The organism is Curtobacterium sp. DN_7.5 (assembly GCF_022655355.1).
Classification (GTDB): Bacteria; Actinomycetota; Actinomycetes; order Actinomycetales; family Microbacteriaceae; genus Curtobacterium; species Curtobacterium luteum.
In genome coordinates, this window is the sequence record NZ_CP093378.1 from 3,568,195 (window position 1) to 3,588,878 (window position 20,684).

Sequence of the window (20,684 nt, forward strand, 5' to 3'; positions counted from 1 at the left end):
GCCAGGCTAGGCCGACGGCGGCGGCCGTGGAATGTTCCGTCGCGGAACGGACTTGCCGCCCGCATGGCTGCACGATCCGGTGGTGTGGGCCTGCGCTCCGAGCGCGGGCCGATCCTGCTCTCGCTCACGCTCGCGACCGCGCTGGTCGCCCTCGACTCGACGATCATCGCCACGGCGTCGACGTCCATCGCTCGTGACCTCGGCCACTTCCAGCAGCTGCCCTGGCTGTTCTCGGTGTACCTCCTCGCGCAGGCGGTCTCCGTGCCGATCTACGGACGGCTCGCGGACGTGCTCGGCCGGAAGCGCCTGCTCCTCGTCGGGATCGGGCTGTTCCTGCTCGGGTCGGTGCTCTGCGGTGCGGCGTGGTCGATGCCCGTGCTCATCGCCGGCCGGGTCGTGCAGGGGCTCGGTGCCGGGGCGGTGCTGCCGATCTCGATGACGATCACGAGCGACATCTACACACTCGAGGAGCGGGCGAAGACGCAGGGGTACCTCGCGTCGGTGTGGGGCGTCGCCTCGGTGGTCGGGCCGACGCTCGGTGGGGTGTTCAGCGAGCTCGGCGCGTGGCGCTGGATCTTCTGGATCAACATCCCGTTGGCGCTGGTCGCGGGGTTCATGCTCGTCCGGGCATACACCGAGCAGCGGTCTGCTGACGGGCCGCGTCAACGCATCGACCTCCCGGGCGCGGTGCTGCTGACGCTCGGCACGACCGCGCTGCTGCTTGGTCTCCTCGAGGGCGGGACGACGTGGGCCTGGGGCTCGGGTGCCTCGATCGGCGTCTTCGTCGCGGCGGCCCTCTTCCTCGCGGCCTTCCTCGCCGTCGAGCTGCGGACAGCGCACCCGATCTTCTCGCTGGCCCTCCTCCGGCGCCGGGTCGTGGCTGCCTCGACGGTCGCGTCGCTCGTCATCGGCGTGATCGTCATGGGGCTGTCGACGTACGTCCCGATCTACGCGCAGGACGTCCTCGGCACCTCCGCGCTGGTCGCCGGCTTCGCGCTGGCGGCGCTCACGCTCGGCTGGCCGATCTCCGCCTCGCAGGCCGGCCGGTTCTACCTGCGGTGGGGCTTCCGGGTGACGGCGCTCATCGGCTCCACGCTGGTGCTGCTCGGTGCTGCGCTCACGATCACCCTCGGGTCCACGTCGTCCGTGTGGTTGGTCGCGGTGTTCTGCTTCGTGGTCGGTGCGGGCATGGGACTCACGGCCGTCCCGACCCTCATCGCGGCACAGTCCTCGGCAGCGCACGACGAGCGTGGCGCGGTGACGGGCACGAACATGTTCGCCCGGTCCATGGGTTCGGCGATCGGGGTGGCGGTGTTCGGCGCCGTCGTCAACGCGCACGTGCGACTCGGCGCCGCGGGCTCGCCGGAGGGTCCCGGGCTGATGACCGCGATGCACCTCGTGTTCGTGTCGATCGCGGTCATCGCGCTGGTGCTGCTCGTCGCGGTGTCGTTCATGCCCGCACACCGGCGCCGCGCGGAAGCGCCCGCTGCTGCGGAGGCGGCAACCGCCTGAGACGGTTTCACTGCCGGGCGATCACGAGACTCGCGCACAGCGACACCTCTCGTGGGCCTGGGCACGAGAGGTGTCGCTCACCCCGAGACTCGGGTCGTCGGCCCGGCGCGCGTCGGCGCGGCGCCGCCGCGAGCGGCGCGCGTCAGTCGGCGGTGACGGCCTTCACGGAGCCGGCGATCACCGCGGCGTCCTCGGCGAGCGCCACCACCGGGTCGGGCAGGTGCGTGACACCGCCGACGGCCTTGCGGGCGGCCCAGCCGACGACGCTGCCGACCACGGCGCCGACCGCTCCGAGGATCGCGCCCTCGACCACGAGGTTCCGACGCCCGGTCGTACCGAGCGCGGCCCCCGCGAGCGCGCCCGAGGCGACGCGGCCGAGGATCGCCGGGAACGCGATGCGGCTCGGCGTCGACGGGAGCTTGTCGCCGATGAGCTCGCCGACCGCACCGGCGACGAGCAGTCCGCGGCCGAGCGGCGTCGCGAAGACCTTCCAGTCCTGCCACGCGCCGGAGAGCTCCTTGTTGTCGTGGTTCAGCGCGAGCACCGCGAGGGGGGTGGCGCTGCGGCCGCCGCTCAGGACGCCGAGGGCGAGCGTGCGGACGAGGGTGTTCTGTTCGTGGTCGGTGCTCATCGGTGTCTCCTCACCTGGCTGACGCGTCACCTGGCTGACCGCGCCGTGGTCCGTCGGAGACGCTACGCACCCTGTGCTGGGAGCCGTTCTGGTCCTACCATCGGCGCATGAGCACGATCACCGTGGAACGTCGTGTGCACGTCGAGGCACCGCCGGCCGTCGTCCTGCCGCACCTCGCGGACCTCACGCGCTGGCGGTCGTGGTCGCCGTGGGAGGGCGCGGATCCCGACCTCCACCGGGAGTACACGGGCGACCCGGGCTCGGTCGGCGCGACGTACGCCTGGTCGGGGAACCGGAAGGCCGGTGCCGGGACCATGCGGGTCACCGAGGTCGAGCCCTCCGGCGTGGGCGTCGCGCTCGACTTCACGAAGCCGTTCCGGTCGAGCAACGTGATCCGGTTCGACCTCACGCCGAGCGGCACCGGCACCGGCACCGGCACCGGCACCGACGTCGTCTGGCGGATGGAGAGCCCGCGGACCTTCATGACCCGGATCTTCCCGCTCGAGAAGCTCGTCGGGCCGGACTTCGAGAAGGGCCTCCGGCAGCTCAAGGCCACCGTGGAGCGCGGCTGAGTCGCTCGGATCGGCTCCGGGTACCGTGCGACCGATGAGCAACGTCATCCTCTTCGGCGGTCACGGGAAGGTCGCGCTCCTCGCGACGAAGATCCTCAGCGACCGCGGCCACACCGTCACGTCCGTCATCCGGGACCCCGACCAGTCGGACGACGTCCGGGCACACGGGGGCGAGCCCCGCGTCGCGGACATCCAGGAGCAGACCCTCGAGTCCTTCACCGACGTCGTCCGCGGGCACGACGTCGTGGTGTGGTCGGCAGGCGCCGGTGGCGGGTCCGTGGACCGGACGTGGGCCATCGACCGGGACGCCGCGGTGCTGACCGTGCAGGCAGCGGCTCGTGCCGGCGTCGACCGCTACGTCATGGTGTCGTGGTCCGGCTCGGTCCTCGACCACGGCGTGCCGCAGGACGACGACTTCTTCGCGTACGCGCAGTCGAAGTACGTCGCGGACGCCGTGCTCCGCGACTCCGGGCTCGCCTGGACCGTGGTCGCGCCGAGCACCCTCACCGACGGCGAGCCGACCGGTCGCGTCGACTGGGACGGCTCGTCGTCCGAGGTGCCGCGCGGCGACGTCGCGCACGTGGTCGCGGACGTCGTCGAGGACCCCGGGACCGCTGGTCACACGGTGCGGTTCAACGGCGGCTCCACGGAGATCGCCGCGTTCCTCCGGGCCGCGGCGGAGTGAGCCACAGCCGGCCGGACCGCGTCCGGCCGGCCCCCACCAGTCGGTCGCGGTCTGCCGGTCAGCCGCCCGCTGTCCAGCCGCCCGTCGGTCGGCTGAACAGGTTGACGACGGTGCCGTCGGGGTCGCGGAACAGCGTCGAGCGGTTCCCCCACGGCATCGTCGTCGGCTCGAGGACGACGTCGTGGAGCACGTCACGCAGTCGCGCGAACTCGGCGTCCACGTCGGCCACCTCGAACTCGACGAGCACCGAGTCGTTGCTGCCCGGGCGCGGAGCCCGGTCGCCGAGCACCGCCACGGTGGCGGTGGAGCCGATCGCGAGCGTGGGGCCGTGCTCCCCGCCGCGGAACTCGGCGAACACCGGCGCCGGACGGTGTGCCGAGGTGCCGGTCACGTGCTCGTAGAAGGTGACGAGCCGGTCGAGGTCGTCGGTGATGATGCGGATCGAAGCGAATGCCATGCGGGCAGTGTGCAGCGCGTCCGCGACACCGTCCTGTCGGTGATCCCGCCGAGGTGACGGAGGCGGTCAGTCCTCGACCACGTGCCGCGTGGTGCCGTGCGGGATGTCGAGGTCCGCGGCGCGGAACGGCCGGAGCGGTGCGTGCTCGCCGGTCGGTTCGAGCGTCACGATCCGTCCCGTGCGGAACGCCCGGACCGCTCGGCGGAGACGACACCAGGCGACGAGGTACCAGACGCCGTCGCGGACGACGTACCCGAGGGGCTCGACCTCGCGGTCACTCGGCTCGCCGTCGCGGTCGCGGTAGCGGAGTCGGAGGACCTGCCCGTCGCGCAGCGCAGCGGCCACGACGTCTGCGGGAGCATCCTCGTCGTCGGGTTCGAGGAACGCGATCCGACGAGCGACGGCGAGCGACTCCGCCAGCCGCTCGTCCCGGGTCGCCGCGTGCACCTTGCCGAGGGCACGCGCAGCGGCGTCGCGGAAGGGTCCGTTCGCGAGCGCGCCGAGTCCGACCGTGACCGCGAGCGCCTCGTCCGCGGTCAGACCGAGCGGCGCCAGGGTGTGCTCCCGGTCCAGGCAGTACCCGCCCGTCCGCCCCGGCTCGGCCCAGATCGGCGCCCCGGCCTGCTGCAACGCCGAGAGGTCGCGTTCGATCGTGCGCACGCTCACCTCGAACCGCTCGGCGAGGCGTCGGGCGCTGAGCGGTCGCGGCGCGACCGCTCGGAGCGCTTCGACCAGTGCGTAGAGCCGGTCGGTGCGGTTCACGGGGTGACCAGGCGCCGGACGGGAGGCACGGTGCGGCCCCTCCACGGGCCTCCCGGTCGAAACGCGGTGGCCACGGTCGCGACCGTGCGGCGAGGGGTCATCCCACGATCGTAGGTCCGGCCACGGACGCCTCTGCCGGGGCGGGACCGTCAGCGCGGACCGGAGCGGTCACCGCCGCCCCGGTGGGCGTCCCACCCGTCGGCACCGGGCGGGTCTCGTGCCGGAACCGCCGCAGCAGCCGGGCGGGCGGCACGGCACGGCGCCACGACACCGCGAAGGTGTGCACAGCCCTCTGGACCCGCCGGAGCATCCCGCTCCGGTCCCGGACCGGGTCGCCCGACACCGAGACGACGAGCGCCCGGTCGAGCACGGTCCGCCAGCGCGGGTCGAACTGCAGCGAGAGGTCGACGTCGTCGTGGACCATCGGGTCGTGGCGGTGCACGCGGTGCCGGACGGCGAGCCAGGCGGTCCGTCGGAACAGCGCGTTCGAGCCGAACAGCGGCGGACGTCCGAGCGCTCCGGTCATGAGCACGAAGTACGCCCGCATGTAGGCGGTCCGCCAGAACGCCGAGGCGACGGGACCGAGCCCCCGGAACGCCCCGGGGCCGGTCACGGCCGTCACGAGCGGGTCGGCGAACCAGGGGAGTGCGCGTCCGAGCCAGTCCTCGGGCACGACCGTGTCCGAGTCGATCCGGGCGATCACGTCCCCGAACGCCGCGTCGTAGCCCGTGCTCGCGGCGGCCGCGATGCCCGGGAACGCCTCGCGCACGACCCGGGCTCCGGCGTCGAGCGCGACGCGGACACTGTCGTCGGAGCTCCCGTTGTCGACCACGACCACCTCCTCCGCCGACCGGGTCTGCCGCGCGATCGCGGCGAGGCACGTGCGCAGCTGCTCGGCGTCGTCGAGCACGGGGACGACGACCATGACGGTCGGGAGCGCTGCCATGCGTCCAGCGAACCAGGGCGGGTCTGGGCGGCCGAGCCGGAGGGCCGGGGAGCGCGGCCGCGCCCGACCGCTCAGTACTTCGCCGCGATGCCCGTCATGTCGCCGAGCCCGAGCGTCCGCGATCCGGTCGCGCAGGTGCCGCCGGACGGCTCCATCACCTGGCCGGTGCCGCTCTTCACGTGGCCGAGGCCGTACAGGTGGCCCCACTCGTGCGTCGCGACGGCCTGCATGTCGTACCGGCTGCCCGAGCACGTGGCGGTGGAGGACCACGAGTACCGCGTCGCGTACCGCTGGTCGGCCTCGCGTGCGACACCGTTCTGGTCGTACCAGACGCACGTCACGCCGAGCGTGCCGGCCGGGAGCGCACCCCAGCCCATGACGCTGTACCCGTTGTTCGTCGCGCACCCGCCGTCCTTCGTCAAGTCGGGCGCCTGCGTGGCCTCGCGGACGAAGCTCTCCCGCGCCGAGGACGTCACGGTGGTGCCGCACGACGTGATGGTCCCGGTCCAGGCGTCCGCGGCGGACCGGAGTGCGTCGTCGCCGTAGGTCGTGCGCGCCCCGCTCGGGTTGTAGTACCACTGCACGGTGCTCGACCACCGGTAGTCGTTCTGCGTGTTGGCCTTGCTCGTGCACTTCGTCGAGGCCGCGCTCGGACGCACAGTCGCCGCGCCGGTGTCCGCGGTCCCGAGGGTCGAGCGTTCCGCCTGCCGGACGGCCGACGGCGAGCCCTGCCACGCCTCGCCGACCCGGACCGCGACGCCGGAGTTCCCGGTGTTCGTCACGACGACCTCGGGCAGCTCCTCGGCACCCGCGGCCGCGACGCTCAGTGCTGCGACCGACTCACCGGGTGCGGGGACGGCGAACGTGCGGCCGTCGGCGAGCCGGACGGTGCCGGTCGACGTGGTGCACCCGGACTCGAGCGTGCGGAGGCTGAGCGTGCCCGACGGACACGACGCGCCTGCCGTCGGCGACGTGGCTGCGACGGCCGGCGACGCGGACACCACCCCGGCCCCGACGAGCGCGGCGGCGAGTGCGGCGGCCGCGGTGGCCGCGGACGTCCACGGCATGGTTCGAACGGGCATGGTCGTGCCTCCCCCGGCCGAGGCCCTGTCCTCCGCCGTCCTGGTCGCGCCAATGCTAGGCGGGACGGCCGTCCTCCGCACCCGGCACCGCGACCACGCGGTTCTGGTACGCCCAGACCACCGCCTGCAGCCGCGACCGCACCCCGAGCTTCGGCAGCATCCGTGCGAGGTGCGACTTCACCGTCGACACCTCCACGACGAGCGCGGCAGCGATGTCCTCGTTCGACATCCCCTGGGCGAGGAGCAGCAGCACGTCACGCTCGCGGGCGGTGAGCAGCCCGTCGGCGCGGGCGCCCGTCACGGGCTGGAGGCTCCGGCGGGACACGAACTCCCGCAGTACCCGACGGGTGAGGGCCTGGTCGAGGGTGCCGTTCCCCGCCGCCACCTGCCGGACCGCCCCGGTGATGGTGTCGGGGTCAGCGTCCTTGAGGAGGAACCCGGACGCACCCGCCTCGAGGGCGCCGAACACGTAGTCGTCGAGGTCGAACGTCGTCAGCATGAGCACCGGCACCTCCGGATCGGCCCCCGGTGCGCAGAGCTCGCGGGCGACCTCGATGCCGTTCCGGACCGGCATCCGGACGTCGAGGCACGCGACGTCCGGACGGGTCCGTCGGGCGGCCTCGAGTGCTTCGCCGCCGTCAGCGGCGACCGCGACCACCTCGAGGTCGGGCTCCGCGTCGAGCAGGGCCGTCACGCCGGCACGGACGAGCGGCTGGTCGTCCGCCACCAGGACCCGGATCACGGCCGCACCTCCGTGGCGGGCGTGAGCGGTGCCTCCCGGCCGAGCGTCAGCTCCACGAGCCAACCGCCTCCGTCCTGCGGACCGGCCTGGAGGCGCGCCCCGACCAGGTCTGCCCGCTCACGCATCCCACGCAGTCCGTTGCCGCCGGCGGCGGCCCCGCCGCTGCCGGGCAGCGTCGGCGCGCCGTTCGCGACACGCACCACGAGCTGCTCCGCAGCGCGGTCGTCGACGGTGACGGTGCACGGGGCGCCCGGGGCGTGGAGCACCGCGTTCGCCAGCGATTCCTGCACCGCACGGTAGGCGGCGAGCTGCGCGAGTGGTCCGACGCCGTCCGCGAGGGGGCGATCGCCGGACGCGAGGACCTCGAGCTCGACCGGCATCCGCACACGCGACCGCTCGACCAGGTCGACGATGCCCGCGATCGTCTCGACCGCGCGCTCCGCCGGTCCGTCCTCGCGGAGGAGTCCCACCAGGCGGCGGAGGTCCTCCAGCACCGCGGTGCTCTGCTCCCGGACCTGCCGGACGCCCTCGTGGGCCCTGCTCGGATCCGTGTCGATCTGCCGGTCGATGGCCGCCGACATCAGGGCGATCCCGGAGAGGTGGTGCGCGGCGATGTCGTGCAGCTCCCGGGCCATCGCGGCACGTTCCCGGCCGATCGCCGCCTCGACGCGGGCGTCCTGCTCCCGGTCCACCGCGGACGCCTCGGCCGTGCGGGCCGCGCGGACGTCGCGCCGAGAGCGGATGAGCAGCGCGACGAGCAGTGGGAGACCGACCGCGCCGACCGCCTGCAGGACGCCAGCGCCGACGGCGGCGGCGAGGAGCTCGGTCGGCTGCGAGCGCATGCCACCGGACAGGACGGCGTCGTTGACCGCGGTCCCGGCCACGACCAGCACCGCAGTGCCGACGATGGCCGGCCAACTCCGGGTGAGCGGCTCGCGGGACCCGACCAGGACGACCGCCACCGCGACGGGCAGCAGCACGAGGCTGTAGGCACCGCTCGGCGTGGAGGCCGCCGCGGCCGCGATGATCCCGGCGCCGAGCGCGGTCGTCCGCGGGGCGCGGTGGGCGAGCAGCAGCAGTGCGGACGCGACGAGCAGGGAGATCAGCAGGTCCACCCAGGCGGCGCTGCCGACCGGCGGGGTCCCGGCGGCGACCGCCACGGACGAGCCGGACCCGTCGAGCCGGTCGAGGGCGTCGAGGCTCGGCAGGCCGCTGAGGAGCCCGACGGAAACGATCGCCGTCCCCGTGGCGACGACGAGGTCGGTGCGGGCGTCAGCGCGTGCCATCGTTCGATCCTACGAGGGCGGGTGCGGTGGGCACCGGCAGCGTCGGCGCACCCGTGCGGGCGTACCCGAGTCGGCCCCGGGTGGCGACGAGCAGCACGGCAGCGGCCACGGTCGAGATCGCGGTGAGCCCGAGCATCATCGTGCCCGCCGTCATGCCCGGGTACATGTCGGCCCAGAGCGTCGAGATCGTGTTGTTCACGCCGACGTGCAGGAGCAGGACCAGCGGGAGGCTCTCGCCGGTGCGGTTGAACGCCCAGATCATCACCACGTTGAACGTGATCGTGAAGGCGGCGAAGACGAGCGGCTCGGTCCAGTGGGCGTCCGGCCAACCACCCCAGTCGCTGAGGTAGAGCGGCACGTGCCACAGCGCCCACAGCGGGCCGAGGATCCCGGCGGCACCGAGCGGGCCGAAGCGGTCCTGGAGTCGGGGGAGCGCGAAGTCCCGCCAGCCGGGCTCCTCGGACAGCCCCGTGGTGAACACCTGCACGACCAGCCCCGGGACGAGCATGAGCAGCGCTGCGGCGCTCGGTGCCTGGACCTGCCCGCCGGACAGCGGCAGGCCGGAGACCACGATGACCGCCGGCACCCCGACGAGCGCCAGGGCGTACCAGCGCCACGAGACCCGCCACTGCCACAGTCGGCCGACCCAGCGCCGGAGACCCGGGCGGCCGTCGGTGACCGCGGTGACGAGGAAGGCGCTGCCGAGCGGTCCGAGCAGCGCCCCGGGCAGCACGCCCGTGAACTGCGCGGTGCCGAGGAGCTCGGGGAAGTGCAGGTCCCAGAGGCCGAGGCCGTGCGGCGACAGGATGTACGGCACCCACGCGGCCCAGCTGAGGCCGAGGGCGAGCACGAAGAACGCGCGGAGGGGGTTGCGGGCGATCATGCCCCGGATGCCCGGCTGGTCCGCGCCGGTGTGGAGGTGGTTCGTCATGTCCTCGACGCTAGGAACGCGGCGAGCGCGGGACGACCGGCGGAAGGACGCTCCTCCGGGACGTGCATCCTTCGGAGGAGGCGGACCGTATGCTCGTGGACGACCCGCCCGAGCGAGGGGCGCACGGCGGGGACCAGGGGGAACACACCATGACCATGTCCAGGACGACCACCATCGGCGCCGTGCTCGTCGTCGGCGCACTCGCGCTGACCGGGTGCAGCACCGCACACACCGGCCCGCGTGACGCGACGGCTGCGTCGCGCACGGCTGCACCGGAGCCGACGCCGACGCCGACGCCCACTCCGACGGCGGAGGCGGACGCGTCCGACGGAGTGGGCGGCACCGCGGCCGGAGCGCAGCCCGAGGACCTGACGTTCGAGGACGGCGCGCAGCTCTCGCCCACCCGCCTGCCCGCGTTCGGCGTCTCGGTGTCCTCTCTGCAGAACTGGGAGCTGACCCGCTCCGACCCGAGCGCCGGCTCGACCGAGTACACCCGCTCGGACGGCGCCGTGGCGACGGTCACGCAGCAGCGGGTCACCGGCCTCGACCCGACGATGGACGACCGCGCCGCGACCGAGCAGCTGTTCCGTGCGGCCGGCGCTCCGGTCGAGGGCATCGAGGAACAGCTCCTGCCCACCGCCGGTGGGGGTACCGCGCAGTTCCTGTCGATCGCCGGGCAGGCCGACGGGGAGTGGACCGCGACCGTGGCCCGTGCCTTCTCCCGCCCGGGTGTGGCGCTGACGGTGGAGATCGTCGTGCCGTCCCGCGACGTGCTGCGCGACGATCTGCACGAGATCCTGGTCAACGCGCAGGTCGTCATCACCTGATCGGGCGGTGGCCGCAGACTGTGTGCGCTGCGACGAACGCTCAGACGGGCAGCGGTGCGACGCCCCACCAGCCGATGCCGGCATCGTCGTGGACGAGCCGGGCGGCCCTCGTGCCGAGCGGTTCTGCCACGCCGAAGTCGGCGATCTCCCACCCGAACTGTTCCGGCGTGGGCTCGTCGCCGGCGAAGGGCTCCGAGTACACGCCGTCCGCCCAGAGCGGGGCGTCGCGGCTCCCCTCGAGGGCAGCCCGGAGTCCGACGGGGCCGAGTCCGGGCCAGGAGTAGACGATGCAGAAGCCGTCGGTGTCCCGCAGCGGCCACCCGTCGTGGACCGTGATCGACCGCCACTCGGTGGGACCGCCGTCGCGCAGCTTCCGGAGGCAAGCGAGCAGGGCCCGGTCGCTCCACGTCGGGGTCGGTACCGACTCAGCGGCGGCGATCAGCGCATCGTGTTCAGCTCCGGGCACCTCGTCATCGTGGCACGGGGAGCGGCGGCTCCCCTACGTGCGGCATCCGCAGTCGTCCGCCGACAGGCGACCCCGGCGCGGCGCGGGCTGGAGCTCGGCGGGTGCCGGGCAGTGGCGCGGTCGCACGGCCCGCCCGGCCTATCCTGGACCGATGCTCTCCCGACGTGAGGCCGCCGTCCGGCTCGACATCCCGCTCGAGATGGCGACTCGTCACGGGCTGCCGGCGCGGCTCAGCGAGGCCGAGCTCGACGCGATCGAGCAGGACCCGCCGGCCTGGCTCGTGCAGTCGCGCGCGAACCGCACGGGCACGAAGAAGGTCTGGCAGCGGCTCGAGTGCGTCGTCTGCGGGTACTCGGAGGAGGCCCGACCGAAGAAGTGGTGGCCCGACTGGGACCACCTGATGTGCGACTACCACGCGACCTACCAGGCACCCGAGCCGCCCGCGGGGTTCACCCGGCACGAGGTCGAGGGGATCGGGAGCCGGTTCGTCGCCCTCGTCGACGAGCGCCCCTGAGCGACACGCGCCCCTAGCCCGTGGGAGGACCTGTGGGCTCGACCGTCTTCACGACGACCCACCGGTGCTTGCCGATCGGTCGGTCGCGGACGAAGCCGGCACGCTCGAACGTCGAGAGCACGCCGTGGAAGAGGAAACCTGCGGGCACGGCGCCGGCCGGCTCGGGGTACCCCTCGACCCGTCCACCCCCTGCCTCGGCGATCATCCGCAGGGCTCCGTGGAGTGCGGCCGTCGCGACGCCCTGACGACGGTGTCCGGCGCGGACGTAGTTGCAGCCGATGCGCCAGTCCGGCAGCGGTCCGTCCTGGGATGACTCGTACTGGCGGCGGTTCTTGATCCGGACGACCTCGGACACGGGGCCGAACTGGCACCAGCCCACGCACCGGTCGCCCACGAGGACGAGCGCTGCGTGGGTCGTGCCGGCGAGCACCCGGTCCCGCTTCCGGTCCCGGTTGCAGGCAGCGTCCCGCGTGGTGCCCTCCTCGTGGAAGCCGATGCACCAGCAGCCGCTCGGGTAGCCGTCGCTCGACGCACACAGCTCCGCGAAGGCGTCCCACGTGGCGGCGTCGAGGGGCCGGACCACGAGGGCGGCGGTGGTCGTCGCGAGGTCATCGGTCATGGACGTCCCGATCCTCCGCGGGCGATGCGCCCCGCACCCGACCGGACGTCCGGTCGAGCCGGTCCCGGACGACCCGTCGATCGCGGTCGGCTGCGTCGGCGACGACCGAGAGCGTGATCCCGAGCGGCGCCGTGCTGCGATGCCTTCGACAGTCCATCCCCCGATGATGACCCCGACCGACGGCGCCCGTCCGGAACCGGGACATCGCGAGCGCGGCGCGGCCGCGACCGAGCACCGGCCTGGAGGCGCGTTGCGGCGCCGCCCCGCGCCTCCCGGCCGCCGCCGGTCACCGCGACACCCGTCAGCGCGTCCGACCTGCGCCGCACATCACCGCCGGCGCGCTCCGCGCGCCGGCCACCGGGACGTCCGGATCGCGATGTCGCGGCGTCCGGTTCACGCGGGCGGCGTGAGCCGGTAGACGAGCCCCGCCGTGTCGTCCGTCACGTACAGCGAGCCGTCCGGGCCGGGGACCGCGTCCACCGAACGCCCCCAGCGCGAGCCGTCCGCGTCCTGGAACCCCTCGACGATCGTCCGCGGCTGCCCGAGCGTCCGGGCGTCGACGTCCCACGCGCTGTACGACACCGACGGCGGACGCGGCGGCTCGCGGTTCCACGAGCCGTGCGTCGTGATGAGGGCGCCCTCGTCGAACGCGGCGGGCAGCGCGCTCCCGTGCGTGAACACGAAACCGATCGGGGCACTGTGCGCCGGCAGGCCGACCATCGTGCGGGACACCGTCGAGCAGTCGAGGGCCGTCCCGTCCGGGTTGTTCGTCGGATCGTCGACGTACCCGAGGTCGAGCAGGTCCGGCTTCCCTCGCGAGTCCGGCTGACAGGACGGCCACCCGAGCTCGGTGCCGCGCGTGATCCGGGTGACCTGGTCGTTCGGGTGCTCGTCCACGTAGGACTGCACGCGCTTCCCGTACTGCCCGGTGTCGTCCCGGAACGGGTACGGCTGGTTGTCCGCCTGGTTCACCGCCGCGAACAGGGTCCCGTCCGGGGCGTAGCCGAGTCCCTCGCCGTTGCGGACGCCCGTCGCGAGCAGGGTGTCGTCGCTGCCGTCGAGCCGAACCTGCCGGATGACCGCGCGGTCCGGGTGGTCGCGTCGGTCCGAGCCGTCGCTGTTCGACGCGGAGCCGATGTCGTACGCGACCAAGCCGTCGTGCACGGCGACGAACTTCCCGCCGTGCCCACCCGTCGGCAGGTCGTCCACGAGCACCGAACGGTCGGAGAGCCTGCCGTCCCGGTAGTGCCAGGTGTCGATGCGGGGGCCCTCGCCGAGGACGACGACGGTCGCACCGTCCTGCTCGGTCACGGCGATGCCCTGGGGGTCGTCGAGCCCGGTCGCGAGCTCCTCGACCGCCGGGGCACGGCCGTCCGCCCGGGGTTCCAGGCGGAGGAGCGTCCCCCGGTCACCCGTCGTCAGGAGCATGCTGCCGTCGGGCAACCAGGCCGCCATGCGTGCGCCGGGAGCATCGGCCCAGAGCTCCGCACGCCAGCCCGTCGGCACACGGAGGGACCGTCCGGCGGCCTTGCCCGCGTCAGCGCCTTCCGCGACCGACAGGCGCGCCGTGTGCAACCCGGCCGACGGGTTCCCCGTGGTCGGGTCGCCCTGGACCGTCCCGCCGCCGGTGCACGCGGCGATCCCGCAGACGAGGAGCACCGATGCAGCAGCACCGACGAGGCGCTTCGTCACGGTCGACACAGGGTGAGGCTAGGCCTCGCTCCCGGGGTCCGTCACGACGATCCGGCAGGGTGCGCAGTCCGGATGGCGTCGACAGCCGTCGGGTCAGTCGTGCTCCGGGTCCTCTTCGTGGTTGAAGTGCGAGTCGGTCTCCGAGAAGCCGGCGGCGACGCCCTCCGGGTGGTTCGGGATGGTCGAGTCGTCGCCGAGGCCGCCGGGCTTGGGCGTGCCGTCCTCGTCGTTCGTGGGGACGTCGAGGGAGCTGTCGTCCTGCGCGTTGCTGGTGTCCGACATGGGTCCTCCTTGTGCTTCGGCGGCCGGTGCTCCGGTGCACCACCGCTGGTCGTGGAAGTTCATCGTGCCTGCGGCTCCTGGACGGCACTCAGGCTCGTCGGCTGGTGCGTGTGTCCCGTCGCGCTGGTCGGGTGCCCGGCCGGGCACGGGTCAGACTGGAGGCACGGGGCGGGCTGGTGCCGTGCCTCCCGTCCGGTGGTGGGTCGCGAGGGACGCTCGCCGCTGCCCGACGACCTACGTCCCGGTCAGGGCCTTGAGGAGCACGACGGCGACAGCCGTCGAGAGCAGGACCACACCCAGTCCTGCGAGCGGCCACCAGACGCCGCTGGAGCGGTGGTGGACGCGCACGCCGGCCGCACCCCCGGTGAGGACCGCTCCGAAACCCCCGACGAGCGCGACGCCCATGCTGGTGAACCAGCCGGCATCACTGCAGCTCGCCGAGCGGGCAGCACACGTGTTGTACGCGACGAGGTTCTCGTTGAAGACGTAGCCGGCGCACCCGATCGCCGCGAGCAGTCCGACGACGGTGAGGACCCAGATCAGGGTGAGGTTCCACAGGGCAGCGCGCTCGCTCAGCGGTGCGCGTCGGGTGGGGGACGCCATCGGGGCTCCTCGCTTGGTTCGTCCAGCAGGGGGTACCAGGGTCCCACGCGGCGGGCCGGACCGGGTGGCGTCACAGCGCTGACGTGCGCTGCCGGACCGCCGCGTCCCGGAGGTGCGAACCGGGCCGCAGCGTCAGGACCGTCCCGACGACCGCGAGGACGGCGGTGAACGCGACGATCACGACGGACGGCTGCACGACACCGAGCAGCGTCCCGAGGGCGACGACCGGCACCGCCAGGCCGACGTACGCGGAGGTGAAGGTGTCGGACGCGGCGACAGCCCGGTGCTCCGGTGGCGCGTTCCGCAGTGCGGAGCCGAGCGAGCGGCTGAACAGGATGCCGGCACCCGCACCGGCGATCGCGGCTCCGACCGCGAACCCGACCGTGCCGAGGACGGTCCCGGGGAACGCCCGGGTGGCCACCGCCACCAGGACGAGTCCGGTCACCACGAGCGGGAACGCCCACCGGCCTCGCCCGGCCAGCACGGTGGCGCCGATCGCTCCGGCGAGGAACGGCAGTGCTGCGACGACCCCGACCGCGGTGGCGCTCGGCTGGTGGTGACCTCCCGAGAGCAGGTGCGGTGTCAGTGCGCCGAAACAGCCGGTGACGGCGAACGCGGTGCACGCGCCGAGGCGGTCGGGCCACCGTGCGGTGCGTGGGCGGACGTCCGGTCCGGCCGCTGGCTGTTGCTCGATGTTGGTCGCTTGTGGCCCGTCGTTGGTCGCTTGTGGCCCGTCGTTGGTCGCTTGCGGCGCGACCGGACGGGAGGCGCGGTGTGCGAGCAGGGCAGCGCTCGTCATCAGGACGGTTGCGATCGCGACGTACAGTCCCCACCGCGGGAGCGCACCGGTCCCGACCACCAGGCCCGCGGCGGCGGGCCCGAGCGACAAGCCGGTCATCGCGAGCCCCGGCGTCACGGCGTCCCAGAACCGGACGTTCCGTCCACCGGCGCGGGCGCGGTCGGTGACGAAGGTCACCGCGCTCGCGGCGGCGATCCCCACACCGAGGCCGCTCAGCAGACGACCCAGGGCGAAGGCGACCAGCCCGGGGACGACGGCGAGCACCACCGCCGCCGCGGCACCGAGCAGTGCTGCGGTGACGATGCGGTCCCGGACCGCCCAGTGCGCGCAGCGCCGCGTCCGCACGATCGACAGCCCGGCGACGGCCCCGAGCGCGAAGACCGCGAACAGCACGGTGGTGCCGGTCTCGTCGATGCCGAAGGTCCGTGCGTAGACCGGGTACAGCGGTGTGGGCACGGTCGCCAGCGCCATGGTGCCGACCGTGACGACCGCGGCGGGGACGGGCGACGACCCGCGGACGGGACGCCCCGTGGCCGGTCGGACCCCCCGTTCCTCGATCGCCGTCACGCGGTCAGGTGCCCCGGGCTGCGCACCGCGGCGGACGCCCACGCGGCGAGCAGCTCGGCCGATGCGGTCACCACGCCGAGGTGCAGCGACACCATCGACAGCGCAGCACGCTCGAGGCCCTCGTCGGTGCCGCGCACCAGGTCGGACGGCACGGACACCCGGTACCCCAGGTTGGAGGCGTCGAAGGCGCTGTTGAGCACGCAGCAGTCGGCCATGATGCCGTCGAGCACCACCGCACGGACGCCCATCTGCCGGAGCAGGAAGTCGAGGTCGGTCGGGTAGAACGCGGAGAGCCGCTTCTTCCCGGTGACGATCTCGTCCTGCGGTTCGACCTCGGTCACGAAGCGTGTCCACCGGCTGCCGGCGAGCGCGTGCTCCGCGGCGCCCGGGATGGGTCCGACGTGCTGCGGGAACGTCGTCCGCCACGCGCTGTCGGACGTGCCCCGGACGTCGTCGATGCCGGAGGCGCGGAGCTCGGACCGGACGTGCACGACCGGGATCCCCAGCGCGCGGGCCGCACGGTGGAAGTCGTCGATCGGACCGACGATCTCGCGCCCGCGCGGAGCCGGGCACGGGCAGGCCGGGTCCTCGGACAGGTGTCCCTCGTGCATGTCGATCGACACGATCGCGGTGTGGGTCGGGTCGAACCAGTCGCGGAGCGACCCCTGCGGGTCGGCCGTGCGCTCGGTGCCGTGGACGGTGATCGTGGTCATGCGGAGGGGTTCCCTTCGGTGTGGGGGACGAGCGGGGCGACGACGCGGCGCGGCTGGCCCCGACGGGCGAGGAGTGGTCGGAGGCCGTGGTTGACCGCCCCGTGCAGGCCGAGCAGCAGGAACATGCCCATCATCATCGGGCTCGTCACGACGGTCGCGACCGACGACGGGAGCGCCGATGAGATCGCGGTCGGGATGAACTGCGCGCCGAGGGCGACGATGAACGCGGTGGCGCCGACGGCGAGGTTCAGGTCGTCCCAGCGCACCGCGGCGAGCATCTGGATCCCGCTCACCGCGATGATCCCGAACAGGATCGTCGTGGCGGCGGACAGGACCGGTCCGGAGATCCCCGCGAGGAACAGGCTCACCGGGGGGAAGAAGGCCAGGGCGACGGCGATCCCGCCGGCGGTCATCGTGACGAAGCGGCTGCCGATGCCGGAGACCCGGACGATGCCCGCGTTCTCCGGGTAGGACGTCGTGCCGATGCCGCCGAAGAGCGCTCCGAGCACTGTGCCGGCGAACTCGGCGAACAGGCCGCGGTTCACCCGGGCGGTGTCGACGGTCTCGCCGCCCCAGCTGGCGATCATCGTGTACATGCCCATGGACTCCGTGCCGGCCTGGAGGAACGCGACGAGCATGAGGACCACGACCGGCAGCGAGACGCCGAAGCCGTACGGCAGCAGGTGGGGCGCGCCGACCAGGGGAGCCGCGGAGAGGTCGGGGAACGACCACTGGCCGACCAGGAGTGCCACCACGCTGCCGCCGACGATCCCCCAGAAGACCGCCCCACGCTTGAGGATCCCGGTGCCGAGGACCAGGCAGAGCAGGACGATGAGCCCGGTGGCGATGGTCACGACGAGCGCGAGCAGGCCGTAGGACGGCGACCCGGCCGTGCCGAACCATCCGCCGGCCCCGATGGACGCGAGCTGTGCTCCGATGATGACGAAGAGCGTGCCGAGGACGATCGGCGAGGACACGAACGCACTGACGCGTCCGAAGAGCCCGAAGCGCTTGAGCGGGATCGTCAGGAGCATGAAGACCAGACCGGCGACCGCCATCGAACCGAAGGCCGTCCCGAGGCCGTAGGTGGCGCCCGACGAGATGATCGCGACCATGAAGGCGGCGGTCGGGCCCTGCACGATCGGGAGCTTCAACACGCGGCTCGACTGGAGGATCGTCACGACGCCCGTGAGCAGGAAGCACGCCTGGATCATGAGCGCGACCTCGTCGGAGGACAGCTTCAGTGCGCTGCCGATGACGTTCGGGAAGACCCAGATGCCGGTGAGCGCCAACAGGTGCTGGACCGCGAAGAGGGCCGTGCGGCCGGCTGGGAGACGCTCGCCGAACCCCACCGAGAGGACGGAGGGCGCGGGTGCGTCGGCGGGCGGAGCAGGCGGGGCGGCGTGCGTGGTCATCAGGAGTCCTCTGCGTGTCGGGGTCGAGCAGGACGTTTCACTCTGATGCGAAAAGTTACATTCGCATTGTTGCAGCCGTGTTTCCTTGTGTGAACACTGGCGCACCGGTTCCCGCGGGCGTGGAACGCCGACGAAGATGGACGCATGCAGGCATCGACACCGACGAGTCCGGACGCGTCCGCGAGCAGTGACGATGCTGTCGCTCCGGCATCGACGTCGTGGACGCCGTCGACTCCGACCGGGGAGGACCTCGACGCCGTCGTCGCCGGCATCGGGGAGCGGATCCGGGCCCTGCGCCTGAAGAACGAGCTCACCCTGCAGGACCTCGCCGAGCGCACGTCGCTGAGCCTGTCGATGCTGAGCACCGTCGAGCGTGGTCGGACCACCGCGTCACTCGGGACCCTGCACGCCATCGCGCGGGCCCTCGGGGTGCAGATCACGACGCTCTTCGCGCAGAGCGGGGCGGATGACTCGCCGATCGTCGAGTTCCGCGACCAGATCCGCGATGTCACAGACGGTGGCCTGAACCGACGGACCGCCGCCTACCGTGCAGACCTGGGGATCGAGGTCTACGTCGACGACTTCGATCCGCACACCTCCCACGCCCGGACGCCGTCCCAGCACCCGGGTGACGAGATCGGGGTCGTGCTCGAGGGTGAGCTCGAACTGCAGCTCGGGGGCGAGATCTTCTCCGCCGCAGCGGGCGACGTGGCGCAGTTCAGTGCTCGGCGTGCGCACCTCGTGAGCAACGTGTCCGACCGGCCGGCGCGGGCGGTGTGGATCAACCTGCGCCGGCTCTGACGCGCCGCGGGCCGCCTGTCGATCACTGTCGGGTGACGCGCTGCCCTGAGGGGCGGATGGTCGACGTCCGCAACGCGATCGTGCACTGGCTCGAGGGCACCGACCGCCGCAGCCGTCGACGACGCGGCCTCGGGAAGCCGACGCCCGTCGAGTACGAACCGACCAGCAACCCACAGGTCGCACTCACGGCCGGGACGAACGAATCAACCGAACCGACGGCGGTCCCCAACGCCTGCATCTCGATGGTGCCTGTTCATGCGTCTCGATGGTGCCTGTTCATGCGTCGATGACCCCTTTGCGGAGGAGGAAACAGCCGTAGGGGCCGGGGTCGGATGTCCGGATGACGGCGTACGCTCCGCGCGCGGCTTCGTAGAAGTCGAACCGTGCGAGCGCTTCCATGGTCACCGACCCGCCGGCAGCCTCGTCAGCGACCCCTTGCATCACGTGGTGCGCGTCGACGAGCCGATCCGGTGCCCCGACGACCTGCATACGCCGGATCGGCGCATCGACGAACGTGTCCAGTGGGAGCAGGGAGAGGATGGCGGTCGTCGCACGCTCGATACCGCATCCCGCGATGTGGACGACGCTGCCGTGGACGGTGTGTGCGGCGATGGACGCTGCTGGGTGGTTGACGTCGCAGACCAGCACCTCGTCGCCGTGGCCCATCGCCATCAGGACGCTCAGCACCTCGGCGTTCAGGACCGGGTCGATGCCCTTCAGCATCGGTCACTCCTTCGCAGCGGCACGGTTGTTGAGCTGGTCGAAGGCCACCGCGACGAGGATGAGCGCGCCGATCGCGATCTGCAGGGAGAACGCGTTCACGGCGAGGAGGTTGCCGCCGTTGTTGAGCACGCCGATGAGCAGCGCCCCGCAGGCAGCACCGATCGCGCTCCCGCGAGCCCCGGACAAGCTGGCACCGCCGATGACGCACGCAGCGATCGCCTGCAGCTCGAAACCCGTGCCAGCCGTCGGCACACCGGCACCGAGACGTGAGGTGAGCAGGATGCCACCGACGGCGGACAGCAGGCCGGCGATGACGTAGACGGAGACCGTCACGAGTTTGACGGGAACGCCGGCGAGACGTGCAGCTTCCGCGTTCGACCCGACGGCGTAGACGTAGCGCCCGAACACCGTCCGCCTGAGCACGAACGCGGCGGCCGCGGCGACCAGGGCGAAGAGGATGAGCAGGTTGGGGACGCCGAACACCGTGCCGTTGGCGAGCTGTTGGAACCCGTCGGGCAGCCCCTGGACGGTGTTGGCGTTGGTGATGACGAGGACGATGCCGCGGGCGATGCCGAGCATGCCGAGGGTCGCGATGAACGGTGGCAGCTTGAAGCGCGTGACGACGAACCCGGTGAAGAGGCCGAGGGCGGCGCCGATGAGGAGTCCGAGCGCGATCGCGGGGACGACCGGGACGCCGTCGACGATCAGCTGTGCGGTGACCGCGCCGGACAGGCCGAGGATCGATCCCGTCGACAGGTCGATCCCGCCGGTGAGGATCACGAGGAGCTGCCCGATCGCGATGATGCCGTAGATCGAAACCTGTCGCGCGAGGTTCGCCAGGTTGTTCGCGGTGAGGAAGTCGTTGCTGAGCAGGGTCAGCGCGCCGAAGACGACGAGCAGGACGACGAGGACGCCGCTCTCGCGGCCGGCGATGCTCCCGAGCGTGGCGACCCTCGGCTTCGGGCTGATCCTCGCGGTGAAGGGGGTGCCACTGTCCCGGACCGTGCGGATGGTGGTCGTCTCGATGGCTTCGCGCCAGAGGAGTTTCGGCATGGGC

24 protein-coding genes are annotated in these 20,684 nt (G+C 72.8%); 6 read left to right on the plus strand and 18 right to left on the minus strand.

The features are described from left to right. Positions 1-63 precede the first annotated feature (63 nt). Complete coding sequence (locus MON03_RS16825) at positions 64-1,512, plus strand: MDR family MFS transporter (RefSeq protein ID WP_242089626.1); 1,449 nt, start codon at positions 64-66, stop codon at positions 1,510-1,512. A 142-nt stretch (positions 1,513-1,654) separates the two neighbouring features. Here the strand turns inward: MON03_RS16825 and MON03_RS16830 are convergent, their stop codons facing one another. Next, the gene (locus MON03_RS16830; protein WP_022903820.1) at positions 1,655-2,143 is read right to left on the minus strand and encodes a DUF4126 family protein; all 489 of its coding nucleotides are present in this window, start codon (positions 2,141-2,143) and stop codon (positions 1,655-1,657) included. A 107-nt stretch (positions 2,144-2,250) separates the two neighbouring features. Between MON03_RS16830 and MON03_RS16835 the strand changes: the two genes are divergently transcribed. Continuing rightward, positions 2,251-2,715: an SRPBCC family protein gene (locus MON03_RS16835; protein WP_242089628.1), complete on the plus strand. Its 465-nt coding sequence runs from the start codon at positions 2,251-2,253 to the stop codon at positions 2,713-2,715. A 34-nt stretch (positions 2,716-2,749) separates the two neighbouring features. Beyond that, entirely contained in the window at positions 2,750-3,400 is a 651-nt protein-coding gene (locus MON03_RS16840) for an NAD(P)H-binding protein (protein ID WP_242089629.1), read from the plus strand. Positions 3,401-3,458: 58 nt separating this feature from the next. On the opposite strand, the gene MON03_RS16845 is transcribed toward MON03_RS16840, so the two are convergent. From MON03_RS16845 to MON03_RS16875, 7 genes are all read right to left on the minus strand, one after another. Further along, entirely contained in the window at positions 3,459-3,857 is a 399-nt protein-coding gene (locus tag MON03_RS16845) for a VOC family protein (RefSeq protein WP_242089631.1), read from the minus strand. A 66-nt stretch (positions 3,858-3,923) separates the two neighbouring features. Continuing rightward, positions 3,924-4,619 carry a helix-turn-helix transcriptional regulator gene (locus tag MON03_RS16850; protein WP_242089633.1) on the minus strand — a complete coding sequence of 232 codons (696 nt, stop codon included), beginning with the start codon at positions 4,617-4,619 and terminating at the stop codon, positions 3,924-3,926. 97 nt (positions 4,620-4,716) lie between these two features. Further along, positions 4,717-5,565 (minus strand): glycosyltransferase family 2 protein, encoded by an 849-nt coding sequence (locus MON03_RS16855; protein ID WP_242089635.1) that lies wholly within the window; start codon positions 5,563-5,565, stop codon positions 4,717-4,719. Between the two features lie 71 nt (positions 5,566-5,636). Next, the gene (locus MON03_RS16860) at positions 5,637-6,647 is read right to left on the minus strand and encodes a matrixin family metalloprotease (protein WP_242089637.1); all 1,011 of its coding nucleotides are present in this window, start codon (positions 6,645-6,647) and stop codon (positions 5,637-5,639) included. A 55-nt stretch (positions 6,648-6,702) separates the two neighbouring features. Then, positions 6,703-7,389 carry a response regulator gene (locus tag MON03_RS16865; protein WP_022903827.1) on the minus strand — a complete coding sequence of 229 codons (687 nt, stop codon included), beginning with the start codon at positions 7,387-7,389 and terminating at the stop codon, positions 6,703-6,705. Then, positions 7,386-8,675, minus strand: a complete 1,290-nt coding sequence (locus tag MON03_RS16870) for a sensor histidine kinase (RefSeq protein ID WP_242089638.1) — start codon at positions 8,673-8,675, stop codon at positions 7,386-7,388. Before MON03_RS16870 ends, MON03_RS16865 begins: the two co-directional genes overlap by 4 nt. Further along, a complete protein-coding gene (locus MON03_RS16875) occupies positions 8,662-9,606 on the minus strand; it encodes a type II CAAX endopeptidase family protein (protein WP_242089639.1) in 945 nt (314 codons plus the stop codon). The genes MON03_RS16870 and MON03_RS16875 overlap by 14 nt, the downstream gene beginning before the upstream one ends. A gap of 149 nt (positions 9,607-9,755) precedes the next feature. Between MON03_RS16875 and MON03_RS16880 the strand changes: the two genes are divergently transcribed. Further along, positions 9,756-10,433 (plus strand): hypothetical protein, encoded by a 678-nt coding sequence (locus MON03_RS16880; protein WP_242089640.1) that lies wholly within the window; start codon positions 9,756-9,758, stop codon positions 10,431-10,433. A 40-nt stretch (positions 10,434-10,473) separates the two neighbouring features. Here MON03_RS16880 and MON03_RS16885 read toward each other — a convergent pair whose 3' ends face one another. Further along, entirely contained in the window at positions 10,474-10,899 is a 426-nt protein-coding gene (locus MON03_RS16885; RefSeq protein WP_242089641.1) for a hypothetical protein, read from the minus strand. Between the two features lie 151 nt (positions 10,900-11,050). On the opposite strand from MON03_RS16885, the gene MON03_RS16890 reads away from it, so the two are divergent. After that, positions 11,051-11,413 carry a hypothetical protein gene (locus MON03_RS16890; protein WP_175328389.1) on the plus strand — a complete coding sequence of 121 codons (363 nt, stop codon included), beginning with the start codon at positions 11,051-11,053 and terminating at the stop codon, positions 11,411-11,413. A 13-nt stretch (positions 11,414-11,426) separates the two neighbouring features. Here MON03_RS16890 and MON03_RS16895 read toward each other — a convergent pair whose 3' ends face one another. From MON03_RS16895 to MON03_RS16925, 7 genes are all read right to left on the minus strand, one after another. Continuing rightward, entirely contained in the window at positions 11,427-12,032 is a 606-nt protein-coding gene (locus tag MON03_RS16895; protein WP_242089642.1) for a GNAT family N-acetyltransferase, read from the minus strand. A gap of 393 nt (positions 12,033-12,425) precedes the next feature. After that, entirely contained in the window at positions 12,426-13,733 is a 1,308-nt protein-coding gene (locus tag MON03_RS16900; protein WP_242089643.1) for a PQQ-dependent sugar dehydrogenase, read from the minus strand. 84 nt (positions 13,734-13,817) lie between these two features. Then, on the minus strand, positions 13,818-14,006 hold the full coding sequence (locus tag MON03_RS16905; protein ID WP_242089644.1) for a hypothetical protein: 189 nt from the start codon (positions 14,004-14,006) through the stop codon (positions 13,818-13,820). A 234-nt stretch (positions 14,007-14,240) separates the two neighbouring features. Further along, positions 14,241-14,609 carry a hypothetical protein gene (locus MON03_RS16910; protein ID WP_022903838.1) on the minus strand — a complete coding sequence of 123 codons (369 nt, stop codon included), beginning with the start codon at positions 14,607-14,609 and terminating at the stop codon, positions 14,241-14,243. Between the two features lie 70 nt (positions 14,610-14,679). Further along, positions 14,680-16,017 (minus strand): MFS transporter, encoded by a 1,338-nt coding sequence (locus tag MON03_RS16915; RefSeq protein WP_350355059.1) that lies wholly within the window; start codon positions 16,015-16,017, stop codon positions 14,680-14,682. Next, positions 15,972-16,688, minus strand: a complete 717-nt coding sequence (locus MON03_RS16920; RefSeq protein WP_022903840.1) for a cysteine hydrolase family protein — start codon at positions 16,686-16,688, stop codon at positions 15,972-15,974. Before MON03_RS16920 ends, MON03_RS16915 begins: the two co-directional genes overlap by 46 nt. Next, positions 16,685-18,103 (minus strand): uracil-xanthine permease family protein, encoded by a 1,419-nt coding sequence (locus MON03_RS16925; RefSeq protein WP_242089647.1) that lies wholly within the window; start codon positions 18,101-18,103, stop codon positions 16,685-16,687. Before MON03_RS16925 ends, MON03_RS16920 begins: the two co-directional genes overlap by 4 nt. 144 nt (positions 18,104-18,247) lie before the next feature. Between MON03_RS16925 and MON03_RS16930 the strand changes: the two genes are divergently transcribed. Beyond that, entirely contained in the window at positions 18,248-18,904 is a 657-nt protein-coding gene (locus MON03_RS16930) for a helix-turn-helix domain-containing protein (protein ID WP_175328396.1), read from the plus strand. 276 nt (positions 18,905-19,180) lie between these two features. On the opposite strand, the gene MON03_RS16935 is transcribed toward MON03_RS16930, so the two are convergent. Together MON03_RS16935 and MON03_RS16940 are read right to left on the minus strand one after the other, a co-directional pair. Beyond that, positions 19,181-19,627: an RbsD/FucU family protein gene (locus MON03_RS16935; RefSeq protein ID WP_242089649.1), complete on the minus strand. Its 447-nt coding sequence runs from the start codon at positions 19,625-19,627 to the stop codon at positions 19,181-19,183. A 3-nt stretch (positions 19,628-19,630) separates the two neighbouring features. Continuing rightward, positions 19,631-20,680: an ABC transporter permease gene (locus MON03_RS16940; protein ID WP_242089651.1), complete on the minus strand. Its 1,050-nt coding sequence runs from the start codon at positions 20,678-20,680 to the stop codon at positions 19,631-19,633. Positions 20,681-20,684 lie beyond the last annotated feature (4 nt).

What these genes read in the sequence shown, in the direction of transcription:
- MON03_RS16930 (WP_175328396.1), top strand. Translation starts at nt 18,248, where the DNA reads ATGCAGGCATCGACACCGACGAGTCCGGACGCGTCCGCGAGCAGTGAC.
- MON03_RS16905 (WP_242089644.1), bottom strand. Translation starts at nt 14,006, where the DNA reads ATGTCGGACACCAGCAACGCGCAGGACGACAGCTCCCTCGACGTCCCC.
- MON03_RS16875 (WP_242089639.1), bottom strand. Translation starts at nt 9,606, where the DNA reads ATGACGAACCACCTCCACACCGGCGCGGACCAGCCGGGCATCCGGGGC.
- MON03_RS16870 (WP_242089638.1), bottom strand. Translation starts at nt 8,675, where the DNA reads ATGGCACGCGCTGACGCCCGCACCGACCTCGTCGTCGCCACGGGGACG.
- MON03_RS16840 (WP_242089629.1), top strand. Translation starts at nt 2,750, where the DNA reads ATGAGCAACGTCATCCTCTTCGGCGGTCACGGGAAGGTCGCGCTCCTC.
- MON03_RS16925 (WP_242089647.1), bottom strand. Translation starts at nt 18,103, where the DNA reads ATGACCACGCACGCCGCCCCGCCTGCTCCGCCCGCCGACGCACCCGCG.
- MON03_RS16935 (WP_242089649.1), bottom strand. Translation starts at nt 19,627, where the DNA reads ATGCTGAAGGGCATCGACCCGGTCCTGAACGCCGAGGTGCTGAGCGTC.
- MON03_RS16855 (WP_242089635.1), bottom strand. Translation starts at nt 5,565, where the DNA reads ATGGCAGCGCTCCCGACCGTCATGGTCGTCGTCCCCGTGCTCGACGAC.
- MON03_RS16880 (WP_242089640.1), top strand. Translation starts at nt 9,756, where the DNA reads ATGACCATGTCCAGGACGACCACCATCGGCGCCGTGCTCGTCGTCGGC.
- MON03_RS16830 (WP_022903820.1), bottom strand. Translation starts at nt 2,143, where the DNA reads ATGAGCACCGACCACGAACAGAACACCCTCGTCCGCACGCTCGCCCTC.
- MON03_RS16860 (WP_242089637.1), bottom strand. Translation starts at nt 6,647, where the DNA reads ATGCCCGTTCGAACCATGCCGTGGACGTCCGCGGCCACCGCGGCCGCC.
- MON03_RS16940 (WP_242089651.1), bottom strand. Translation starts at nt 20,680, where the DNA reads ATGCCGAAACTCCTCTGGCGCGAAGCCATCGAGACGACCACCATCCGC.
- MON03_RS16890 (WP_175328389.1), top strand. Translation starts at nt 11,051, where the DNA reads ATGCTCTCCCGACGTGAGGCCGCCGTCCGGCTCGACATCCCGCTCGAG.
- MON03_RS16835 (WP_242089628.1), top strand. Translation starts at nt 2,251, where the DNA reads ATGAGCACGATCACCGTGGAACGTCGTGTGCACGTCGAGGCACCGCCG.
- MON03_RS16910 (WP_022903838.1), bottom strand. Translation starts at nt 14,609, where the DNA reads ATGGCGTCCCCCACCCGACGCGCACCGCTGAGCGAGCGCGCTGCCCTG.
- MON03_RS16895 (WP_242089642.1), bottom strand. Translation starts at nt 12,032, where the DNA reads ATGACCGATGACCTCGCGACGACCACCGCCGCCCTCGTGGTCCGGCCC.
- MON03_RS16845 (WP_242089631.1), bottom strand. Translation starts at nt 3,857, where the DNA reads ATGGCATTCGCTTCGATCCGCATCATCACCGACGACCTCGACCGGCTC.
- MON03_RS16920 (WP_022903840.1), bottom strand. Translation starts at nt 16,688, where the DNA reads ATGACCACGATCACCGTCCACGGCACCGAGCGCACGGCCGACCCGCAG.
- MON03_RS16825 (WP_242089626.1), top strand. Translation starts at nt 64, where the DNA reads ATGGCTGCACGATCCGGTGGTGTGGGCCTGCGCTCCGAGCGCGGGCCG.